We start from the raw sequence: 17,229 nt of genomic DNA, 5'->3' as shown, positions 1-17,229 counted from the left end.
GGGCACATCCATGCAATCAGTTGGTTTTGAGCTCTTCGAGTTCTTCTTCTTCGCGTGGCAATTTTTCTGGCAGTAGCAAGTTGAGCAAAATGGCGGTGATACCGCCAGCCGCTACGCCGGATGAAAAAATGCTCTTAATGAACTCGGGCATAAATTGCAGAATCTCTGGCTTTTGCGCAATGCCTAACCCCATCGAAAACGACAGCGCCATGATTAAAATCGCGCGGCGGTCGAGATCCACACGGGAAATAATACGCACACCCGCGGCGGCAATGGTGCCGAACATGACGATGGTTGCACCGCCAAGTACCGGTTCAGGAATCAATTGTACAAAGCTTGCCACGCCTGGGAACAGGCCGAGCAACACCAGCATGGCGGAAATAAAGTAACCCACATAACGGCTGGCAACCCCGGTGAGCATAATTACGCCATTGTTTTGGCTAAAGGTCGAGTTGGGAAAACTGTTAAAGACCGCCGCCAGCGCGGAGTTCAAACCATCAGCCAGCACACCACCTTTAATACGCTTCATGTAAATCGGCCCTTTGACAGGCTCGCCCGACACTTCGGAAGTGGCGGTGATATCACCAATCGCTTCCAATGCGGTGATCAAGAAAATCAGTACCAGAGGAATAAAGAGTGACCAATCAAAACCTAAACCAAACTGCATAGGTATTGGTAGGGCAATCAGGGCAGTCTCACTCAGTGAATCAGTGTTCACCATCCCCATCAAGTAGGCCATGATATAACCGACGAACATCGCAATCACAATCGATGCTACGCGAATGTATGGGTTACTTGAGCGGTTGAGCAGCACGATAAGTCCAAGCACGGTTCCCGCCAATGCCAGTTTGTCTAAGCTGCCAAAAGTGCCATCGCTGAGCGCAGCATAGCCGCCACCCATAGAAACTAAACCAACTTGTACCAGTGTTAAGCCTATCAGGGTAACCACAATGCCCGACACCAGCGGCGTGATCACGCGGCGCGCGTATTGCAGCACTCGTGATAATAGGATTTCAGCAAAAGAGGCAACTAAAATGGTGCCAAAGATCGCCGCCATCATAGTGCTGATATCTGCACCACCCGCTTTTAATGACAAGCCTGCGCCAATAATTGGCCCAAGAAAGTTAAAACTGGTGCCTTGGATAGAAAGTAAACCGGAGCCAATCGGGCCAATGGTGCGGATCTGGATAAAGGAGGATAAGCCAGATGCAAACAGCGACATGCTGATGATGGTGTTAGTCTGTTCGGCAGAAACACCAAGTGTTTGGCAAATAATGAGCGAAGGGGTGATGACCGCAACAAACATGGCTAGCAAATGTTGTAAAGCGGCGAAAATGGTTTGGGGTAGCGGTGGCCTATCGTTGAGTTGATAAACCAAATCAGACTTACGCGAAGCGTTGTGGATAGTCATACTGTTTTCCTAATGGTGCGTTGTTGTCTTAGCGTTCGCTGAGTGGGAGCACTAAGTGGAGCAGACACGTCATCTGTGATTGCTGTTAATCAGAATCTGCTCGGACTGGATAAGTGAGTAGTTCACTAAAAAAATTGGCGAAATTATAGAGGGTTTACGCAAGAAAGCAAACGTTTGCTTTGCTGTGTAAGGGAGAGGGGAATACAGAACGAACAATCTTATGCTTTGGCGTAGATGTCCTTCTCTCCTAACCAGCGATCGATAATGGCGGTCGCGTGGCTTGGATAATGGTCGTGTAAGTAGCGAGCAATGCGCTGTACTTCAGGAATTAAACGTTGGTCACGGACTAAATCCGCAATTTTGAAATCCGCGAGGCCGGTCTGTTTGGTACCAAGCAGCTCCCCCGGACCGCGAATTTCTAAGTCTCGCTGAGCAATTACGAAACCGTCATTGCTCTCACGCAGTACACCCAAGCGTTTTTGCGCGGTTTTCGATAGCGGTGCATGGTAAAGCAATACGCAGTGGCTGGCGACAGAGCCTCGCCCTACGCGGCCGCGTAATTGGTGCAACTGTGCTAAGCCCAAACGCTCAGGATTTTCGATGATCATCAAGCTCGCATTCGGCACGTCAACGCCAACCTCAATCACCGTTGTGGCAACCAGCAAGTGCAGTTCATTGTTTTTAAAGGCTTGCATCACCGCTTGTTTTTCGCTCGGCTTCATTCGGCCATGCACCAAACCGATTTTGACATCGGGCAGAGTGCGTTGTAGTTCTTGCGCTGTGTCGGCGGCGGCTTGCGCTTCTAGCACCTCAGACTCATCAATCAAAGTACAGACCCAATAAGCCTGTTTTCCTTCACTCAAACAGGCATGACGTACGCGCTCGACGATATCATCACGCTTTGTATCTGGGATTGCGACAGTTTGAATGGGCGTTCGTCCCGGTGGCAGTTCATCAATAACGGAGGTTTCTAAATCAGCGTAAGCAGTCATCGCTAAAGTTCGTGGGATCGGCGTTGCGGTCATGATTAACTGGTGCGGATACGCGCCTTGCTTCGCTCCTTTCTCACGCAGTTCTAAACGCTGGTGGACACCAAAGCGGTGTTGTTCATCAATGATGACGAGCGCAAGGTGATGAAATTCAACTTGTTCTTGGAAAAGAGCGTGAGTACCCACTATCATTTTTGCCTCACCGCTGGCAATGCGAGCCAGTTCTGTTTCTTTCGCTTTGCCTTTTAATTTACCCGCCAGCCAGCCGACTTGGATGCCCATTGCTTCAAACCAGTTGGCAAAGTTAATTGCGTGCTGCTCGGCCAGCAATTCCGTCGGTGCCATTAATGCTACTTGATAGCCATGTTCGATAGCACGTGCGGCGGCTAATGCAGCGACCAGGGTTTTCCCTGAGCCCACATCACCTTGTACTAAACGCATCATGGGGTGAGCTTGTGCCAGATCGGCTTCGATCTCTGTCACAACACGTGTTTGTGCTTTAGTGGGAGAGAAAGGCAGTTGTGCAAGCAGTTGTTGTTTGAGTGTGCCAGACCCAGCCAGCGGCAATGCGATATCTTGCTGGCCTTGATGGCGTACAGCCAGCATGGAGAGGTTTTGCGCCAACAGCTCTTCCATAATTAAGCGAACCTGCGCCGGGTGTTTCCCTTCATCAAACAGTTGCAGGTTAATGCCCGGTGGCGGCCGGTGAATGATGTGCAGCGCTTCAGAGAGCGTAATTTGGTGATCATACAACCCGGCAGGTAGCAATTCTTGTACGGCGGCTTTGTCGAGTAAACTTAATGCTTGATCAGTGAGTGTGCGTAGTGTGAGTTGGCGCAGGCCATCGGTTGTTGGGTAAACGGGTGTTAAGTTAGCTTCGACATCTGGCTGTTGCTGAGGAGCATAAAATTTATAATCAGGATGAACAATTTCAAGGCCGAATCCACCACGCTTAATTTCACCGTAAGCGTGCACTAACTTACCTTCAGCAAAATTGTTTTTCATCCCAGCCGTAAAGTTAAAAAAACGCAGCGTAATGGTGCCGTTACCATCGCTTATTTTTACTGTGAGCATTTTGCGTTTGCCAAAAACCGTATCCACCGCCATGACTTTACCTTGCACGGCGGCCCAAAGCCCGGGATGCAATTTAGCAATAGGGTAGATCCGTGTGCGGTCCTCATAACGTAAAGGGAGATGGAACAGCAGATCTTGCACACTGATTAAGCCAACCTTTTCCAGTTTTTCAGCCACTTTAGCGCCCACGCCAGAGAGTGAGGTGAGAGGAATCGCGGACAGTAGCTGTGACATAACAGGGCTCATTAACAGTATCGTTATCTATTATTCAACCATCGAACTGTTTTTTTGTACAGCATAAAATCATGTAATGGTCGATAAGCGGCAGACCATCGGTTAATTTGAATAGTGACGCCTAAAATGCAAGATGGGGGTAGGGTGTCGGAAAATAAAAAACCCCATGAGTGGTTAGCCGCAAGGGGTTTTATTTATTTGGATAGTTTAATTTTTCCGGCGTCGCACTTTCAGTGCATGAGGCATCACACGAATTTTTTTCATGATGTTTGCTAAGTGAATGCGATCTTTGGTGGTCAGCAGCACAGTGACAGTATACAAACGTCCATCACGCTCCTCGGTGGAGAGGCCATGAATGTTGGAACCTGTTTTCGAGATTACATTCGTCAGTTCCGCTAACGCACCTTGGTGGTTTTGCATGTCCACTTTCAGTTCGGTGATGAACTCTTGGTCGTAATCTTTAGACCACTCAACCGCCATGTAACGATCCGGCTCTTTTTGGTAGCCACGAACATTAGGGCAGGTTTCACGATGCACCACTAAACCACGACCCGGAGATACATGCGCAATGATGTGATCGTCTGGGATGGGGTGGCAGCAGTTAGCAAACGTGAGCAAAATACCTTCAGCGCCGCGGATCGGCAGTTTCTTTTTCGGTTTGCCATCATTGCTTTCCACTTCGGTCAGCTCATCAGCATCGCCAAGCAGACGACGCGCAATGACAATACTCATCAGTTCGCCTAAACCAATCGCGGCCAGCAGATCATCGACCGTGGCCATTTTAAGCTCACCAATCACATGCTTAATGTTCTCGTCACTGATGTCACTGAGTGAAAGATCACCCAGCGCGTGATTGAGCAAACGTCTACCAAGTGTGATCGATTCCTCACGGCGCATGGTTTTAAGTACTTGACGTATCTTAGTACGAGCGCGAGACGTGACCACATAGTTGAGCCAAGCGGCATTAGGACGAGCCCCAGGTGCGCTGATGATTTCAATCGTTTGGCCGTTTTTCAGTGATTTACTTAACGGATAAGGGTTTCGATCAACACGAGCTCCAACACAGGTATTACCGACATCGGTGTGTACCGCGTAGGCAAAATCAACCGCAGTTGCCCCGACAGGCAGCTCAACGATGCGGCCTTTGGGGGTGAAGACGTAGATTTCATCAGGGAAAAGATCCGACTTAACGTTCTCAATAAACTCAAACGAGTTGCCAGCGCTTTGTTGTAGCTCAAGTAGGCTTTGCATCCAGCGCTGTGCTTTAATTTGCGCGGTGGTGCCAGTGCGTTCGCCATTACCTTTGTAAGACCAATGAGCAGCAACACCTTTGTCGGCCATCTGTTCCATGTCTTCAGTGCGGATCTGCACTTCAACTGGGACGCCGTGTGGGCCGACCATCGAGGTATGCAAAGATTGGTAGCCGTTCGCTTTGGGCACGGCGATGTAATCTTTCATGCGCCCCGGGCGAGGTTTGTACAAGCTATGAACTTGGCCTAATGCACGATAACAAGTATCTGCAGTGTCGACCACGACTCGAAAAGCGTAGATGTCCATAATGGTATGAAAGCGCTGCTCTTTGGTTTTCATCTTGTTATAGATGGAGAACAGGTTCTTTTCACGGCCGACCACGCGTGCTTTCAAACCGAAATCTTGCAAGCGGCCTTCAATTTCACTGTGGATGCGTTGGATCATCTCTTTGCGGTTACCGCGAGCGGATCTTACCACTTCTTTCAATACGCGATAACGATTTGGGTACAATGCTTCAAAGCCAAGCTCTTCTAGCTCAGTCTTGATGTTATGAATCCCTAAGCGGTGAGCAAGAGGCGCGTAAATCTCTAACGTTTCACGGGCAATACGACGCTTTTTATCCGGGCGCAATGCGCCAAGGGTACGCATATTGTGTGTGCGGTCAGCAAGTTTGATGAGAATAACGCGAATGTCTTGCACCATTGCCAGCACCATCTTACGAAAGTTCTCGGCTTGAGCTTCTTTACGATCACGAAATTTCAACTTGTCGAGTTTAGAAACTCCGTCTACCAATTCCGCCACGGCGTGACCAAATTGCGCTTCAAGATCGTCTTTAGTGACATCGCAATCTTCGATGACATCATGTAATAACGCTGCTTGTAGCGTTTCCAAATCAAGGCGCATATCAGCCAAAATTCGAGAAACCGCAACAGGGTGAATGATGTAAGGTTCGCCGCTAGAACGGGTTTGCCCTTCATGGGCTTCACGTGCGACCACATAAGATTGACGCAGAGCCTCAATTTGAGGCTCTGTTAGGTATTCTTGGACAACGTCTTTAAGGCTATCAAATAGATACAAATTATAGGCCCGGAAGGTTGTTGAATTTGAATGGCAGAATTAACGGTTGTGAGCGATGCTGCTTACGGCGGCCAATTCTGCGGCTTCTTGCTCTTTCTGCTCTTGGCGCTCACGAGCATCAAGCACATCTTTCGTGATAAGACCTTCTTCGATTTCGCGCAGAGCGATAACGGTTGGCTTATCGTTCTCTTCTGGCACCAATGAATCTTTACCGCCAGTTTGCATTTGACGAGCGCGGCGAGCCGCAATCAGAACTAGGTCGAAACGATTGCCCACTTTTTCAACAGCGTCTTGAACAGTTACGCGTGCCATGAGAACTCCAAATAGTTAACTAAAAATTTTTAAATGACGAGAAAGTATACAGTCTAATCTTTGTTTATACTAGCGATAGACTTTGCCTTGTTTGAGCGGGTGATTATTCCGCCAGTAGCGCGTTGAGCATGCTGTTATATTTAGCAGCTTGCTTGTCTTGCTTCAATCGTTCAGCACGTAAAATAGCTCTGAAATCCATTAATGCCACATCGAAATCATCATTTATGATGACATAGTCGTATTCGGTGTAATGCGAGATTTCAGCTTGAGCTTCATTCATACGTTTAGCAATGACGGCTTCACTGTCTTGACCACGAGCATTCAAGCGGCGTTCCAATTCTTCTTTTGAAGGAGGAAGGATAAACACACTTTTTGCATCCGGCATTTTGTCGCGTATTTGACGCGCGCCTTGCCAGTCAATATCAAGAAAAACGTCAATGCCTTTGTTGAGGTTATTTTCAATCCATACCTTAGAGGTGCCGTAGTAGTTGCCAAATACTTCAGCATGTTCGAGAAATTCACCTTTAGTAATCAACTCTTCAAACAGCTCTTTTTGTACAAAATGGTAATGAACACCATCTTGTTCGCCCGGACGCATGCCGCGTGTGGTATGTGAAACAGAGACTTTCATCGCATAGGTTGGGTTGGTTTCCAACATCGCAGAGATCAAGCTTGATTTGCCTGCACCACTGGGTGCAGAGACGATATAAAGAGTACCTTTGCCCATCTGTTCTGTTCCACGTTAGGTTAGGATTGAATGCTGATATTTGCGTCTATCAGCATGTTAAAAGATAGCACTGACCCAGAGAGTTTCATCCTAGAAAATGAAAATAAGGCCAGAAAAAATGGAGGCGAAGAGTAGCACGTTCCCATGGATGTCTACAACAAAAAGGTCGGCCTTTAGCTGTGAAAGGGGAATTTTAAAACGGTGATATTTTCTTCAATGGGTAAACGTTTGCTCTTATTTCAAGGCTTGTCGAGGGGGTTTATTGCTGTATAATCGCCCGCCGCTGAGCTCGTGATTTGAATATGATCGCGTGGTAAGCCTATAAATTAATGCAAGACTAATTCTTCGATTTGGGTTCCCTCGCCCCCAAAACAAACTAAAAAGGTACACAATGAGTTACTTTACCCTTGCGCAGCAGCGCAAAGCTTTGGCACTTTTAGTGCTATTTCATTTGATCATTATCGCATCAAGCAATTATCTGGTTCAGTTGCCCTTTACTGTATTCGGTTTACATACCACTTGGGGCGCATTTACTTTCCCATTCATTTTTCTGGCAACGGATCTCACTGTACGCATTTTTGGTGCAGCGTTGGCTCGTAAAATCATTTTCTTAGTGATGTTACCGGCTTTGATTGTTTCTTATGCACTCTCGGTGCTATTTTTTGAAGGTCAATTCCAAGGGCTTGCTCAGCTTCATGAGTTTAATCTGTTTGTTGCGCGTATTGCGATTGCCAGTTTTATGGCGTATTTGCTAGGGCAAATTATGGATGTGCATGTGTTTAATCGTCTGCGCCAGATGAAGCAATGGTGGGTTGCGCCAACATGTTCTACGTTATTTGGTAATGCATTAGACACGGTCGCTTTTTTTGCGATTGCTTTCTATCAAAGCCCCGATCCATTCATGGCTGAACATTGGACCGAAATTGCCTTGGTCGATTATGGTTTTAAACTGGTGATCAGTTTAGGCCTGTTTGTGCCGATGTACGGTGTGCTGCTCAATTACTTGATCCGGAAGCTGACAGCGGTCAACCCTGATTTTCGAACCGTTGGGATCAATGCTCAGTAGTTGAAATGTTCAGTAGTGGAGTAGCAAGCTATTATACTAGGAAGATAGAAAATCAAAGCCCGAGCAAGTGCTGCTCGGGCTTTTTTATGTGTCTGCATCTTATAACTATGATGGGTCGATAATGAGTGGCCAACCAATGTCGCTTTGACGGTTTGCTTCAATATCCAGCTCGGCGGTGGTGAGAGGATTGGCCGCTAACCATTTGGCGGATAACCGAAGAGTCAGTTGGTCACCTTGAGCTTGCAGTGTAAATTTAGGCTGTAGTGCCTCGTTACGACGATGGCTGAGCAATACGGCAAGGCGCAGTAAACGTAACACCCGTTTGGCGCTGTTGCCCGACAGAGCGTACTGCTCTGGCAATGAAGAGAGCTGCTCGCGATAACGACGAGCAATTTCGCCTAGAAAGTGTTTCTGTGCACGGGTATAGCCGGGTAAGTCGAGGTTTTGTAACAGGTAGGCGCTGTGTTCACCGCCTTTTTTTAAATCAATCGCTAACCCTATTTCATGCAATTGTGCAGCGGTAGTGAGCAGCATTTCAGCTTGCGGTTCCGCAATCCAATCTTCCCCCCCACACTGTTTGAGCAGCGATTGGGCAAGTTGAGCCACTTGCTTGGCGTAGTCAACATCAATTTGATATCGCACCTGAACGCTATTGATGGTACGCGTTCGAATGTCATCTTGGCGCAGCTCTTCGACCATTTCATACACTAAGCCTTCACGCAATGCGCCGCCAGCTAAAGTCATCGATTCAATCTCGAGCAGTTCAAAGATGGCAATTAAAATCGAGAGGCCACTTGGGAAAACTAACGCTCGCTCTAAAGTTAAGCCTTCAATATCAAGCTCTTCCAAGTGATCGGCGAGCATCGCTTGTTTTTGCAAGCGTTTTAGTTTGGTATGAGTGATCACCTCATCCATCCCTTGCGCTAGCATAATTTCTTGCAACGCTTGTACTGTGCCACTGGCACCCACGCACACATCCCAACCTAACTGTGAGTATTGTTCAAGGATAGGCGCTAACGTCTGTTTTGCCGCATCGATCGCTCGATTAAAGTTAGCCGCGTTAAGTTGTCTGTCTTTAAAATGGCGCTCAAGCCAAGTGACGCAGCCCATTTTTAAACTGGTTAACGCTTTGGCATCGAACCCTTCACCAATGATGAGTTCAGTACTGGCCCCACCAATATCGACAACCAAGCGTCGTCCTAAGCCACCTGAAGTGTGCGCCACTCCTTTATAGATAGTAGCCGCCTCTTCTTCACCGGAAATAACCTGAATGGGGTGGCCGAGTATTTGGTTGGCTTGAGTTAAAAACAGTTCAACGTTGGTGGCTGTACGCAGTGTGGCAGTGCCAACAATACGGATATTGCTGGCGGGTACATCTTGCAGTCGTTCCGCAAATAAACTGAGGCAGTCCCATCCTCGCTGCATCGCTTCTTGGCTAAGAGCGTTGTTATCATCTAACCCGGCGGCCAAGCGTACTTTGCGCTTTATTTTGGCCATCGTTTGTACACTGCCATCAATATGACGCACGATGAGCATATGAAAACTGTTCGACCCAAGGTCGATGGCAGCGTAGAGCGGCGAGGAGACGGCTTTACTCATAAATGGATTACGAACCCTTATTACTTTGATGCGGTTGACGTGGGCGACGACTTTGTGGCTTACGGTTGCCAGTACGAGGGCCATTGTTATTAGTACGGCGCTGCTGAGGATTACGAGAACGCAGACGAATTGGCGGTGGTAAGTCTTCAATCAACGCCGATGCATCGTAATCAGAAACAGGAACTGCGTGCCCGGTGTACTCTTCAATCGCGGTTAGGTTAATGGCGTACTCTTCACAGGCAAAACTAATCGAGTGACCACTCTCTCCTGCGCGACCTGTACGACCAATACGGTGCACGTAGTCTTCACAGTCATCAGGTAAGTCGTAGTTGAATACGTGTGTGACTTGAGGAATGTGTAAGCCTCGCGCTGCCACGTCGGTTGCAACAAGAATGTCGACATCACCGGTAGTGAATTGCTCAAGGATCTTTTCACGTTTCTTCTGTGGTACATCGCCCGTTAGCAAGCCGACACGGTGCCCATCTGCGGCTAAATGACCCCAAATAGAGTCGCAGCGGTGTTTTGTGTTGGCAAAAATGATGGCGCGATCTGGCCAGTCTTGTTCTATCAGTGTCTGTAATAGCGCCATCTTATGTTCGTTAGACGGGTAGAACAGCTCTTCTTGGATGCGATGGCCAGTTTTTTGTTCTGGTTCAACAACCACGTGCTCAGGGTTATGCATGTGCTCGAACGCCAATTCTTGAACGCGATAAGAAAGCGTGGCTGAAAATAGCATGTTCAGGCGTTCTTTAGGTTCAGGCATACGGCGAAACAGAAAACGAATGTCCTTGATAAAACCAAGGTCAAACATGCGATCGGCTTCATCCAGCACTACAGCTTGAATATTATTCAAGTTAAACACGTGTTGTTTGTAGAAATCGATGATACGTCCTGTTGTACCGATCAATATGTCGACACCATCTTGCAGCTTAGACAATTGCTTATCGTAGCTTTCACCACCGTAAGCCAGCGCGGCTTTGATGCCAGTACTGGCAATCAGATGTTCGGCGTCGTTATAAATTTGAATCGCTAACTCACGAGTCGGAGCCATAATAATGGCACGCGGCTGCGTCGGTTTTCGCCCTTCATGTTCAGGGGTTGTTAGTAAGTGGTTAAAAGTAGCAGCGAGAAACGCAAGCGTTTTACCAGTCCCTGTTTGGGCCTGGCCTGCAATGTCTTGGCCGGTGAGCAGTACCGGCAACGCCAAGGCTTGGATCGGGGTACAGTAATCGAACCCTTTTTTTTCCAATCCTTCAACAACTTGAGGATGTAATCCCAAATCGGCGAACTTTTGCTCTGTGATATGTGTCTTTTTCATCGCCATAGAATATCAGCTTAAGCTTGCAATACGAAAGTAAATACATTCCAATAGAGCATCTATTTACTGGTTAGCTTATAATCAGTGCAGAAAAACATATTGGAGTGGAAGATGAGCGATAAGATTTTGCAGCTTACAGATGATGGTTTTGAGAACGATGTAATCAAAGCTGCAGGCCCTGTTCTTGTTGATTTTTGGGCAGAATGGTGTGGTCCTTGTAAGATGATTGCGCCAATTTTGGATGAAATCGCTAGCGAGTACGAAGGCAAACTGACTATCGGTAAATTAAATATCGACCACAACGCAGGTACTCCACCTAAGTTTGGTATTCGTGGCATCCCAACCTTGCTGCTGTTCAAAAATGGCAACGTCGCTGCAACGAAAGTTGGTGCGTTATCAAAAACTCAATTGAAAGAGTTTTTGGACGTAAACCTATAACAGGTATCGCAAAGCCGTACATTTTCTGATGCACGGCTTTGTTTTTTTGAAAAGAAACAAACTCTAGACTAGGCTATTATTTAGTGCTAGTTTATCGCACGTTAATTAGACAAGTGTTCACTTCTTGGTCGATCCTGAGACCAAAATCCATCTTAACTAGAAAATAGATCCTATTTTGACTAAACAAGTATCCACCACAATGAATCTAACAGAATTGAAGAACAGACCTGTGTCTGATCTTGTGAAACTTGGTGAGAGCCTAGGCCTCGAAAACCTAGCGCGTCTAAGAAAACAAGACATCATCTTCTCCATCCTAAAAGCGCACGCAAAAAGTGGTGAAGATATATTTGGTGATGGGGTCTTGGAAATTCTTCAAGACGGTTTTGGTTTCTTACGTAGCGCCGACTGTTCATATTTAGCTGGCCCTGATGATATCTACGTATCACCAAGCCAAATTCGCCGTTTCAACTTACGCACCGGTGACTCAGTATCCGGCAAAATTCGCCCACCAAAAGAAGGCGAACGTTATTTCGCATTGTTAAAAGTTAACACCGTTAACCACGACAAACCGGATAATGCACGTAACAAGATTTTATTTGAGAACTTAACTCCACTGCATGCCAATGAACGTATGATCATGGAGCGTGGTAATGGCTCGACAGAAGACATTACGGCACGAGTTCTAGACCTTGCCTCTCCGATTGGTAAAGGCCAGCGTGGTTTGATTGTTGCTCCGCCAAAAGCGGGCAAAACCATGTTGCTACAAAATATCGCGCAAAGTATTGCTAACAACCATCCTGATTGTGTGTTGATGGTGCTACTGATTGACGAACGTCCTGAAGAAGTAACGGAAATGCAACGCCTTGTGAAAGGCGAAGTGGTTGCTTCTACGTTTGATGAGCCAGCTTCACGTCACGTACAAGTGGCAGAAATGGTGATCGAAAAAGCAAAACGTTTGGTTGAGCATAAGAAAGATGTCGTTATCCTGCTTGATTCCATCACACGTTTAGCTCGCGCCTACAACACAGTGATCCCGTCATCTGGCAAAGTGTTGACTGGTGGTGTGGATGCCAACGCATTGCAACGCCCTAAGCGCTTTTTCGGTGCGGCTCGTAATGTAGAAGAAGGCGGTAGTTTAACGATTATTGCGACGGCATTGGTTGATACCGGCTCTAAAATGGATGAAGTTATCTACGAAGAGTTTAAAGGTACAGGTAACATGGAATTGCACCTTAACCGTAAAATTGCGGAAAAACGTGTCTTCCCTGCTATCGACTTCAACCGCAGCGGTACTCGTCGTGAAGAGTTGCTTACTAAGCCTGATGAGTTACAAAAAATGTGGATTCTGCGTAAGATCGTTCACCCAATGAGTGAAAGTGACGCAATGGAATTCTTAATTGATAAGCTCGCGATGACGAAAACCAATGATGAGTTTTTTGATGCGATGCGCCGTCAATAATAGACGCTAAGTTTAGTATGACCAACGCCACCATTTATCGGTGGCGTTTTTGTTTGCATTTGACCCATTAACCTTCCACAATAGGCCAAATGTTACAAGGAGGTTAAAATGCAACAAGGAATGTTGTCGTCGCTTCTCCTCTCGCTATTTTTATTTTGTGCGTGGCCAAGTGCTGCCTCTATAGAAATAACGTCTGATACAGCTCAAAAATGGCTTCAGGAAGAACAAATTCGCCATAAAAGTGCAGAGCTATTGCAGTACGCGGTACATGATGAATTTGATTCTTTGCGTTTTTCATTACAACGTTTAGCGCTATTACCGCAAGAAGCCGCACGTTTTCTGTTGCTGCAAAAAATCGAGCAGTTGGATCTCGCCCTAACGCCGAATATGGTGATATTCATTGAAGAGCAGCAAGCGCTTGCACCCACTTACCAAGTTGTTGAAAAAGAACAAGGCTATGAATTCTCAACTCCAGCTTTTGACTCTTCTGTGATAGCCAGCCGTTTATTAAAGCGTTGGCGGCAGGAACAAACCATTCTCGACTTCTTGGTGAAGGCGGAGCGCCAAGAGCTAGTACTGCAAACATGGTTGTCAGGGACTCAATATCAAGTAAAAATTCGCGAAACGTTACTGATCCGCGAGTTAGATACACTATCCCCAAGTGCTTTGGCTGCGCTCACTGAGCAACTGACATCAGAGCCAGTGACCGGGTGGTTGCCTTCCACACAAGTGATGGTTCGATTAGCTCAAGTTAGTGAAGATCCTAAAATCTATAAACTCCTGTGGCTGATGCGGGTCGATTTCTCCATTCAGCAGGAACTCACACGATTAGCCAGCGTAAGCGATGAATTTGCGATAAAACAGATCATGGCCGCCAGTGAAAATCCAAGTTTAAAAGTACAAGCGATTAAGGCATTAGTTCGCATCAGCCCCATGCGTTCTGATATCCGCGACTTTCTGATAGCCAAAATGTCAATCAATGAAGAGGTCAATTTAGTGGCCAGTGCTTTGGTCGAGCAGGGACACAGCCGCTGGCTAAAGGATTTACTGGTGAGTAATTCTCAGGTGAAAAGTCGTGGTATTTTGCAAGCCCTCTCTCAATAACCCTATGAAATTTGGGGATCGTTAATGGGTTGTTTTTGTTATACTGCCTGCAGTTTAATCAGCGATGTAGTAGGCCTATGAGCTTTAAGGATTTACGTGAATTTGTTGACCATCTGGAAAAAACAGGCCAACTAAAACGCATTACTTGCCCGATTGACCCTCATTATGAAATGACGGAAATTAGCGACCGCACTTTGCGTGCCGCAGGTCCTGCCTTGCTATTTGAAAACCCGATCGGTTATACGGTTCCCGTGCTCACTAACTTGTTTGGCACCGCAAAACGCGTCGCGATCGGCATGGGGCGTAAAGAGGTCCAAGAGTTAAGGGAAGTCGGCAAATTACTGGCTTATCTCAAAGAGCCCGAGCCACCACAGGGCTTCAAAGATGCTATCGATAAATTGCCTTTATTTAAGCAAGTGCTCAACATGCCAACCAAACGACTACGCAAGGCTCCTTGCCAGGAGATTGTTTGGCAGGGCAACGATGTTGACTTAGACAAAATCCCAGTGATGAGTTGTTGGGCCGATGATGTTGCTCCTCTTCTGACTTGGGGGCTGACCATCACTAAAGGGCCAAACAAGAAGCGACAAAATCTCGGGATTTATCGCCAACAGAAACTCAGTAAAAACAAAGTCATTATGCGTTGGTTGGCGCATCGTGGTGGTGCTCTAGATTTAAGAGATTGGATGGACACTCACCCCGGAGAGAATTTCCCAGTTTCAGTGGCTTTTGGTGCTGATCCTGCAACCATTTTAGGCGCGGTGACACCAGTGCCAGATACGCTTTCTGAATATGCTTTTGCGGGATTGCTACGAGGCAGTAAAACAGAAGTGGTTAAATCGCTCAGTAATGATCTAGATGTGCCTGCTAGTGCGGAAATTGTGCTGGAAGGCTACATAGATCCAAACGAATATGCTGACGAAGGGCCTTATGGTGATCACACGGGTTACTATAATGAAGTTGAAAAGCATCGTGTCTTTACGGTTACGCATATCACAATGCGCAGCAATCCTATCTACCATAGCACTTATACCGGACGCCCACCTGATGAACCAGCTGTGCTTGGTGTTGCGTTAAATGAAGTGTTTGTACCTATACTCCAAAAACAGTTCCCTGAAATCGTCGATTTCTATTTACCGCCGGAAGGTTGTTCTTATCGAATGGCGGTGGTGACGATGAAAAAGCAATACCCTGGTCATGCAAAGCGAGTCATGATGGGAGTTTGGTCGTTCCTTCGCCAGTTTATGTACACTAAATATGTGGTGGTGTGCGATGAATCAGTCGATGCTCGTGATTGGAATTCAGTTATCAATGCAATGACAACACATATGGACCCACTCCGAGACACTTTATTCATCGAACATACACCGATTGATTCACTTGATTTTGCCTCTCCAGTGGTGGGGCTAGGCTCCAAAATGGGCTTAGATGCTACCATTAAATGGGATGTTGAGAGTGACGGTACAAGACAACAGTCATCACCATCAACGACTCCTCAGATCAAAACTGAGCATTTGGATCAGCTTAGAGCTCAGCATTCTGAGATTGTTGATATCTATTTAGTGCCATTTTCTAATGATGGTTTCTTGATGGTATCCATGAACAAAGCGTTTGCTGGTCAATCTCAAGAGCTGTTAAAAAAGATATGGGCATTTTTAGAGACATTTTCAAACCTGAAGTTTGTTGTGCTCTGTGATGATGATGTGAATATCCGAGATTGGAATGATGTGATTTGGGCGATAACCACGCGCATGGATCCGTCTCGGGATACTGATCGTATAGAAGCTAATGAAGGGCAATGTTCCAAGCTCCTGCTGGATGTAACCAACAAACTCTCTGGTGAAGTTCAGCGAGAGTGGGGGACGCCAATCCAAAAAGATCACGAGGTCGTCACCAAAATAGACTCGCTCTGGGATGAGCTAGGTATTTTATGACTTATACGGTGATCTTGCTGCCGAAAGGCGATACTTTTGAAGTGCAAGACGGTACAACGGTGTTGGAAGCTGCGCTCAACAAGAACATCTCTTTTCCACACCGTTGTCAAATAGGTGCATGCGCTATGTGTATGTGCAGAAAATTAGAAGGTGTAGTGGAATATAACTTAGAACCTATGTTGACTGACGAAGAGCAGCGACAAGGTTGGATATTCCCTTGCCAAGCCTTTGCAACAAGTAACTTAGTACTTACTTTTGCAGAGTAAGTCAGAGGAAAAACATGACCACCCAATGTAAAGTAAAGTCAATTGAGCCATTAGCCTCTAATACTTATAAAATCATCCTCCAACCTGAAAGCGTTCTTGCATTTAAAGCTGGGCAATATCTCATGGTAGAAATGGGTGAGAAAGATAAACGTCCATTTTCTATCGCAAGCAGCCCTTGCCGTACTGGTGAACTAGAGTTGCACATTGGTGCCGCCGAGCACAATGCTTATGCACAGGAAGTGGTTGAGAAAATGAGAACGGCATTAAGCAACAAGGGTTTAGTCAATATAGATGCACCTCATGGTGATGCGTGGGTAAAAGAAAATGAGCGCCCTCTACTACTCATTGCTGGAGGAACAGGTTTTAGCTATGTACGCTCGATTTTAGATCACTGTATTAGCCAAAAGAAAAGTAACGCTATCTATTTGTACTGGGGAGCAAAAGACGTTTACCAACTCTATGCAAAAACAGAACTGAGTGAGATTGCTCAGCAATTTGAGAACATCCACTTTGTACCTGTTGTTGAAACGGCTGATGAAGGTTGGAATGGCAAGGTTGGCAATGTACTCCAAGCGATCAATGATGATTTCGAGTCGTTAGAAGCGTACGACATTTATATTGCAGGTCGTTTTGATATGGCTGGAGCAGCAAGAGAACAGTTTACCCAATACAAAAATGCAAAAAGCGATCACATGTTTGCTGATGCCTACGCTTTTATTTAAGATCGAGAGAGATTAAAGCCTATCAAAAGAGAGCGAAATGCTCTCTTTTGACGCTTTGTGGCTGCTATTTAAACAAAATAGATGTTTTTCTTATTTTTTATTAAAAACCGCTTGCACTCACCTTCGTTCTCCCTATAATGCCGCCTCACTGACACGGCACAGCCAGTAAGGGTTCAAGCCCAACGAGCAGTCAATCAGTAGGTCAAATCGGTAAGACGAAATAATTTAATAAAGTGTTTGACACTTTT

14 protein-coding genes are annotated in these 17,229 nt (G+C 46.4%); 7 read left to right on the top strand and 7 right to left on the bottom strand.

From position 1 onward, the window contains the following. Positions 1 to 16 precede the first annotated feature (16 nt). From AACV20_RS01505 to gmk, 5 genes are all read right to left on the bottom strand, one after another. Positions 17 to 1,411, bottom strand: coding sequence for a uracil-xanthine permease family protein (locus AACV20_RS01505; protein ID WP_047688004.1), 1,395 nt, complete (start codon positions 1,409 to 1,411; stop codon positions 17 to 19). 218 nt (positions 1,412 to 1,629) lie between these two features. Continuing rightward, entirely contained in the window at positions 1,630 to 3,708 is a 2,079-nt protein-coding gene (recG, locus tag AACV20_RS01500) for an ATP-dependent DNA helicase RecG (protein WP_026028451.1), read from the bottom strand. A gap of 207 nt (positions 3,709 to 3,915) precedes the next feature. Beyond that, a complete protein-coding gene (gene spoT / locus AACV20_RS01495) occupies positions 3,916 to 6,036 on the bottom strand; it encodes a bifunctional GTP diphosphokinase/guanosine-3',5'-bis pyrophosphate 3'-pyrophosphohydrolase (RefSeq protein WP_017045712.1) in 2,121 nt (706 codons plus the stop codon). A 39-nt stretch (positions 6,037 to 6,075) separates the two neighbouring features. Further along, positions 6,076 to 6,348: a DNA-directed RNA polymerase subunit omega gene (gene rpoZ / locus AACV20_RS01490; protein ID WP_013855406.1), complete on the bottom strand. Its 273-nt coding sequence runs from the start codon at positions 6,346 to 6,348 to the stop codon at positions 6,076 to 6,078. A 103-nt stretch (positions 6,349 to 6,451) separates the two neighbouring features. Then, positions 6,452 to 7,075 (bottom strand): guanylate kinase, encoded by a 624-nt coding sequence (gene gmk / locus AACV20_RS01485; RefSeq protein WP_017044367.1) that lies wholly within the window; start codon positions 7,073 to 7,075, stop codon positions 6,452 to 6,454. Positions 7,076 to 7,466: 391 nt separating this feature from the next. On the opposite strand from gmk, the gene AACV20_RS01480 reads away from it, so the two are divergent. Beyond that, positions 7,467 to 8,141 carry a 7-cyano-7-deazaguanine/7-aminomethyl-7-deazaguanine transporter gene (locus tag AACV20_RS01480; RefSeq protein WP_026028324.1) on the top strand — a complete coding sequence of 225 codons (675 nt, stop codon included), beginning with the start codon at positions 7,467 to 7,469 and terminating at the stop codon, positions 8,139 to 8,141. A 105-nt stretch (positions 8,142 to 8,246) separates the two neighbouring features. Here AACV20_RS01480 and gppA read toward each other — a convergent pair whose 3' ends face one another. Continuing rightward, complete coding sequence (gppA, locus tag AACV20_RS01475; protein WP_019281051.1) at positions 8,247 to 9,740, bottom strand: guanosine-5'-triphosphate,3'-diphosphate diphosphatase; 1,494 nt, start codon at positions 9,738 to 9,740, stop codon at positions 8,247 to 8,249. Between the two features lie 7 nt (positions 9,741 to 9,747). Further along, positions 9,748 to 11,058, bottom strand: a complete 1,311-nt coding sequence (gene rhlB / locus AACV20_RS01470) for an ATP-dependent RNA helicase RhlB (protein ID WP_170907849.1) — start codon at positions 11,056 to 11,058, stop codon at positions 9,748 to 9,750. A 111-nt stretch (positions 11,059 to 11,169) separates the two neighbouring features. Between rhlB and trxA the strand changes: the two genes are divergently transcribed. From trxA to fre, 6 genes are all read left to right on the top strand, one after another. Beyond that, the gene (gene trxA / locus AACV20_RS01465; protein ID WP_170907833.1) at positions 11,170 to 11,496 is read left to right on the top strand and encodes a thioredoxin TrxA; all 327 of its coding nucleotides are present in this window, start codon (positions 11,170 to 11,172) and stop codon (positions 11,494 to 11,496) included. 199 nt (positions 11,497 to 11,695) lie between these two features. Next, positions 11,696 to 12,955: a transcription termination factor Rho gene (gene rho, locus AACV20_RS01460; protein ID WP_010319292.1), complete on the top strand. Its 1,260-nt coding sequence runs from the start codon at positions 11,696 to 11,698 to the stop codon at positions 12,953 to 12,955. Positions 12,956 to 13,063: 108 nt separating this feature from the next. Beyond that, the gene (locus AACV20_RS01455; protein ID WP_170899610.1) at positions 13,064 to 14,059 is read left to right on the top strand and encodes a hypothetical protein; all 996 of its coding nucleotides are present in this window, start codon (positions 13,064 to 13,066) and stop codon (positions 14,057 to 14,059) included. 77 nt (positions 14,060 to 14,136) lie between these two features. Further along, a complete protein-coding gene (gene ubiD / locus AACV20_RS01450; protein WP_170907832.1) occupies positions 14,137 to 15,993 on the top strand; it encodes a 4-hydroxy-3-polyprenylbenzoate decarboxylase in 1,857 nt (618 codons plus the stop codon). Then, entirely contained in the window at positions 15,990 to 16,259 is a 270-nt protein-coding gene (locus AACV20_RS01445; RefSeq protein ID WP_013855397.1) for a 2Fe-2S iron-sulfur cluster-binding protein, read from the top strand. The genes ubiD and AACV20_RS01445 overlap by 4 nt, the downstream gene beginning before the upstream one ends. Positions 16,260 to 16,273: 14 nt before the next feature. Then, positions 16,274 to 16,981, top strand: coding sequence for an NAD(P)H-flavin reductase (fre, locus tag AACV20_RS01440; RefSeq protein WP_017044373.1), 708 nt, complete (start codon positions 16,274 to 16,276; stop codon positions 16,979 to 16,981). The last annotated feature ends 248 nt before the right edge of the window (positions 16,982 to 17,229 follow it).

Source organism: Vibrio sp. B4-6, from assembly GCF_963888245.1.
GTDB classification, from domain to species: Bacteria; Pseudomonadota; Gammaproteobacteria; order Enterobacterales; family Vibrionaceae; genus Vibrio; species Vibrio anguillarum.
The sequence above is the reverse complement of the archived record's forward strand: the minus strand, read 5'-3'. Positions and strand labels throughout refer to the sequence as shown.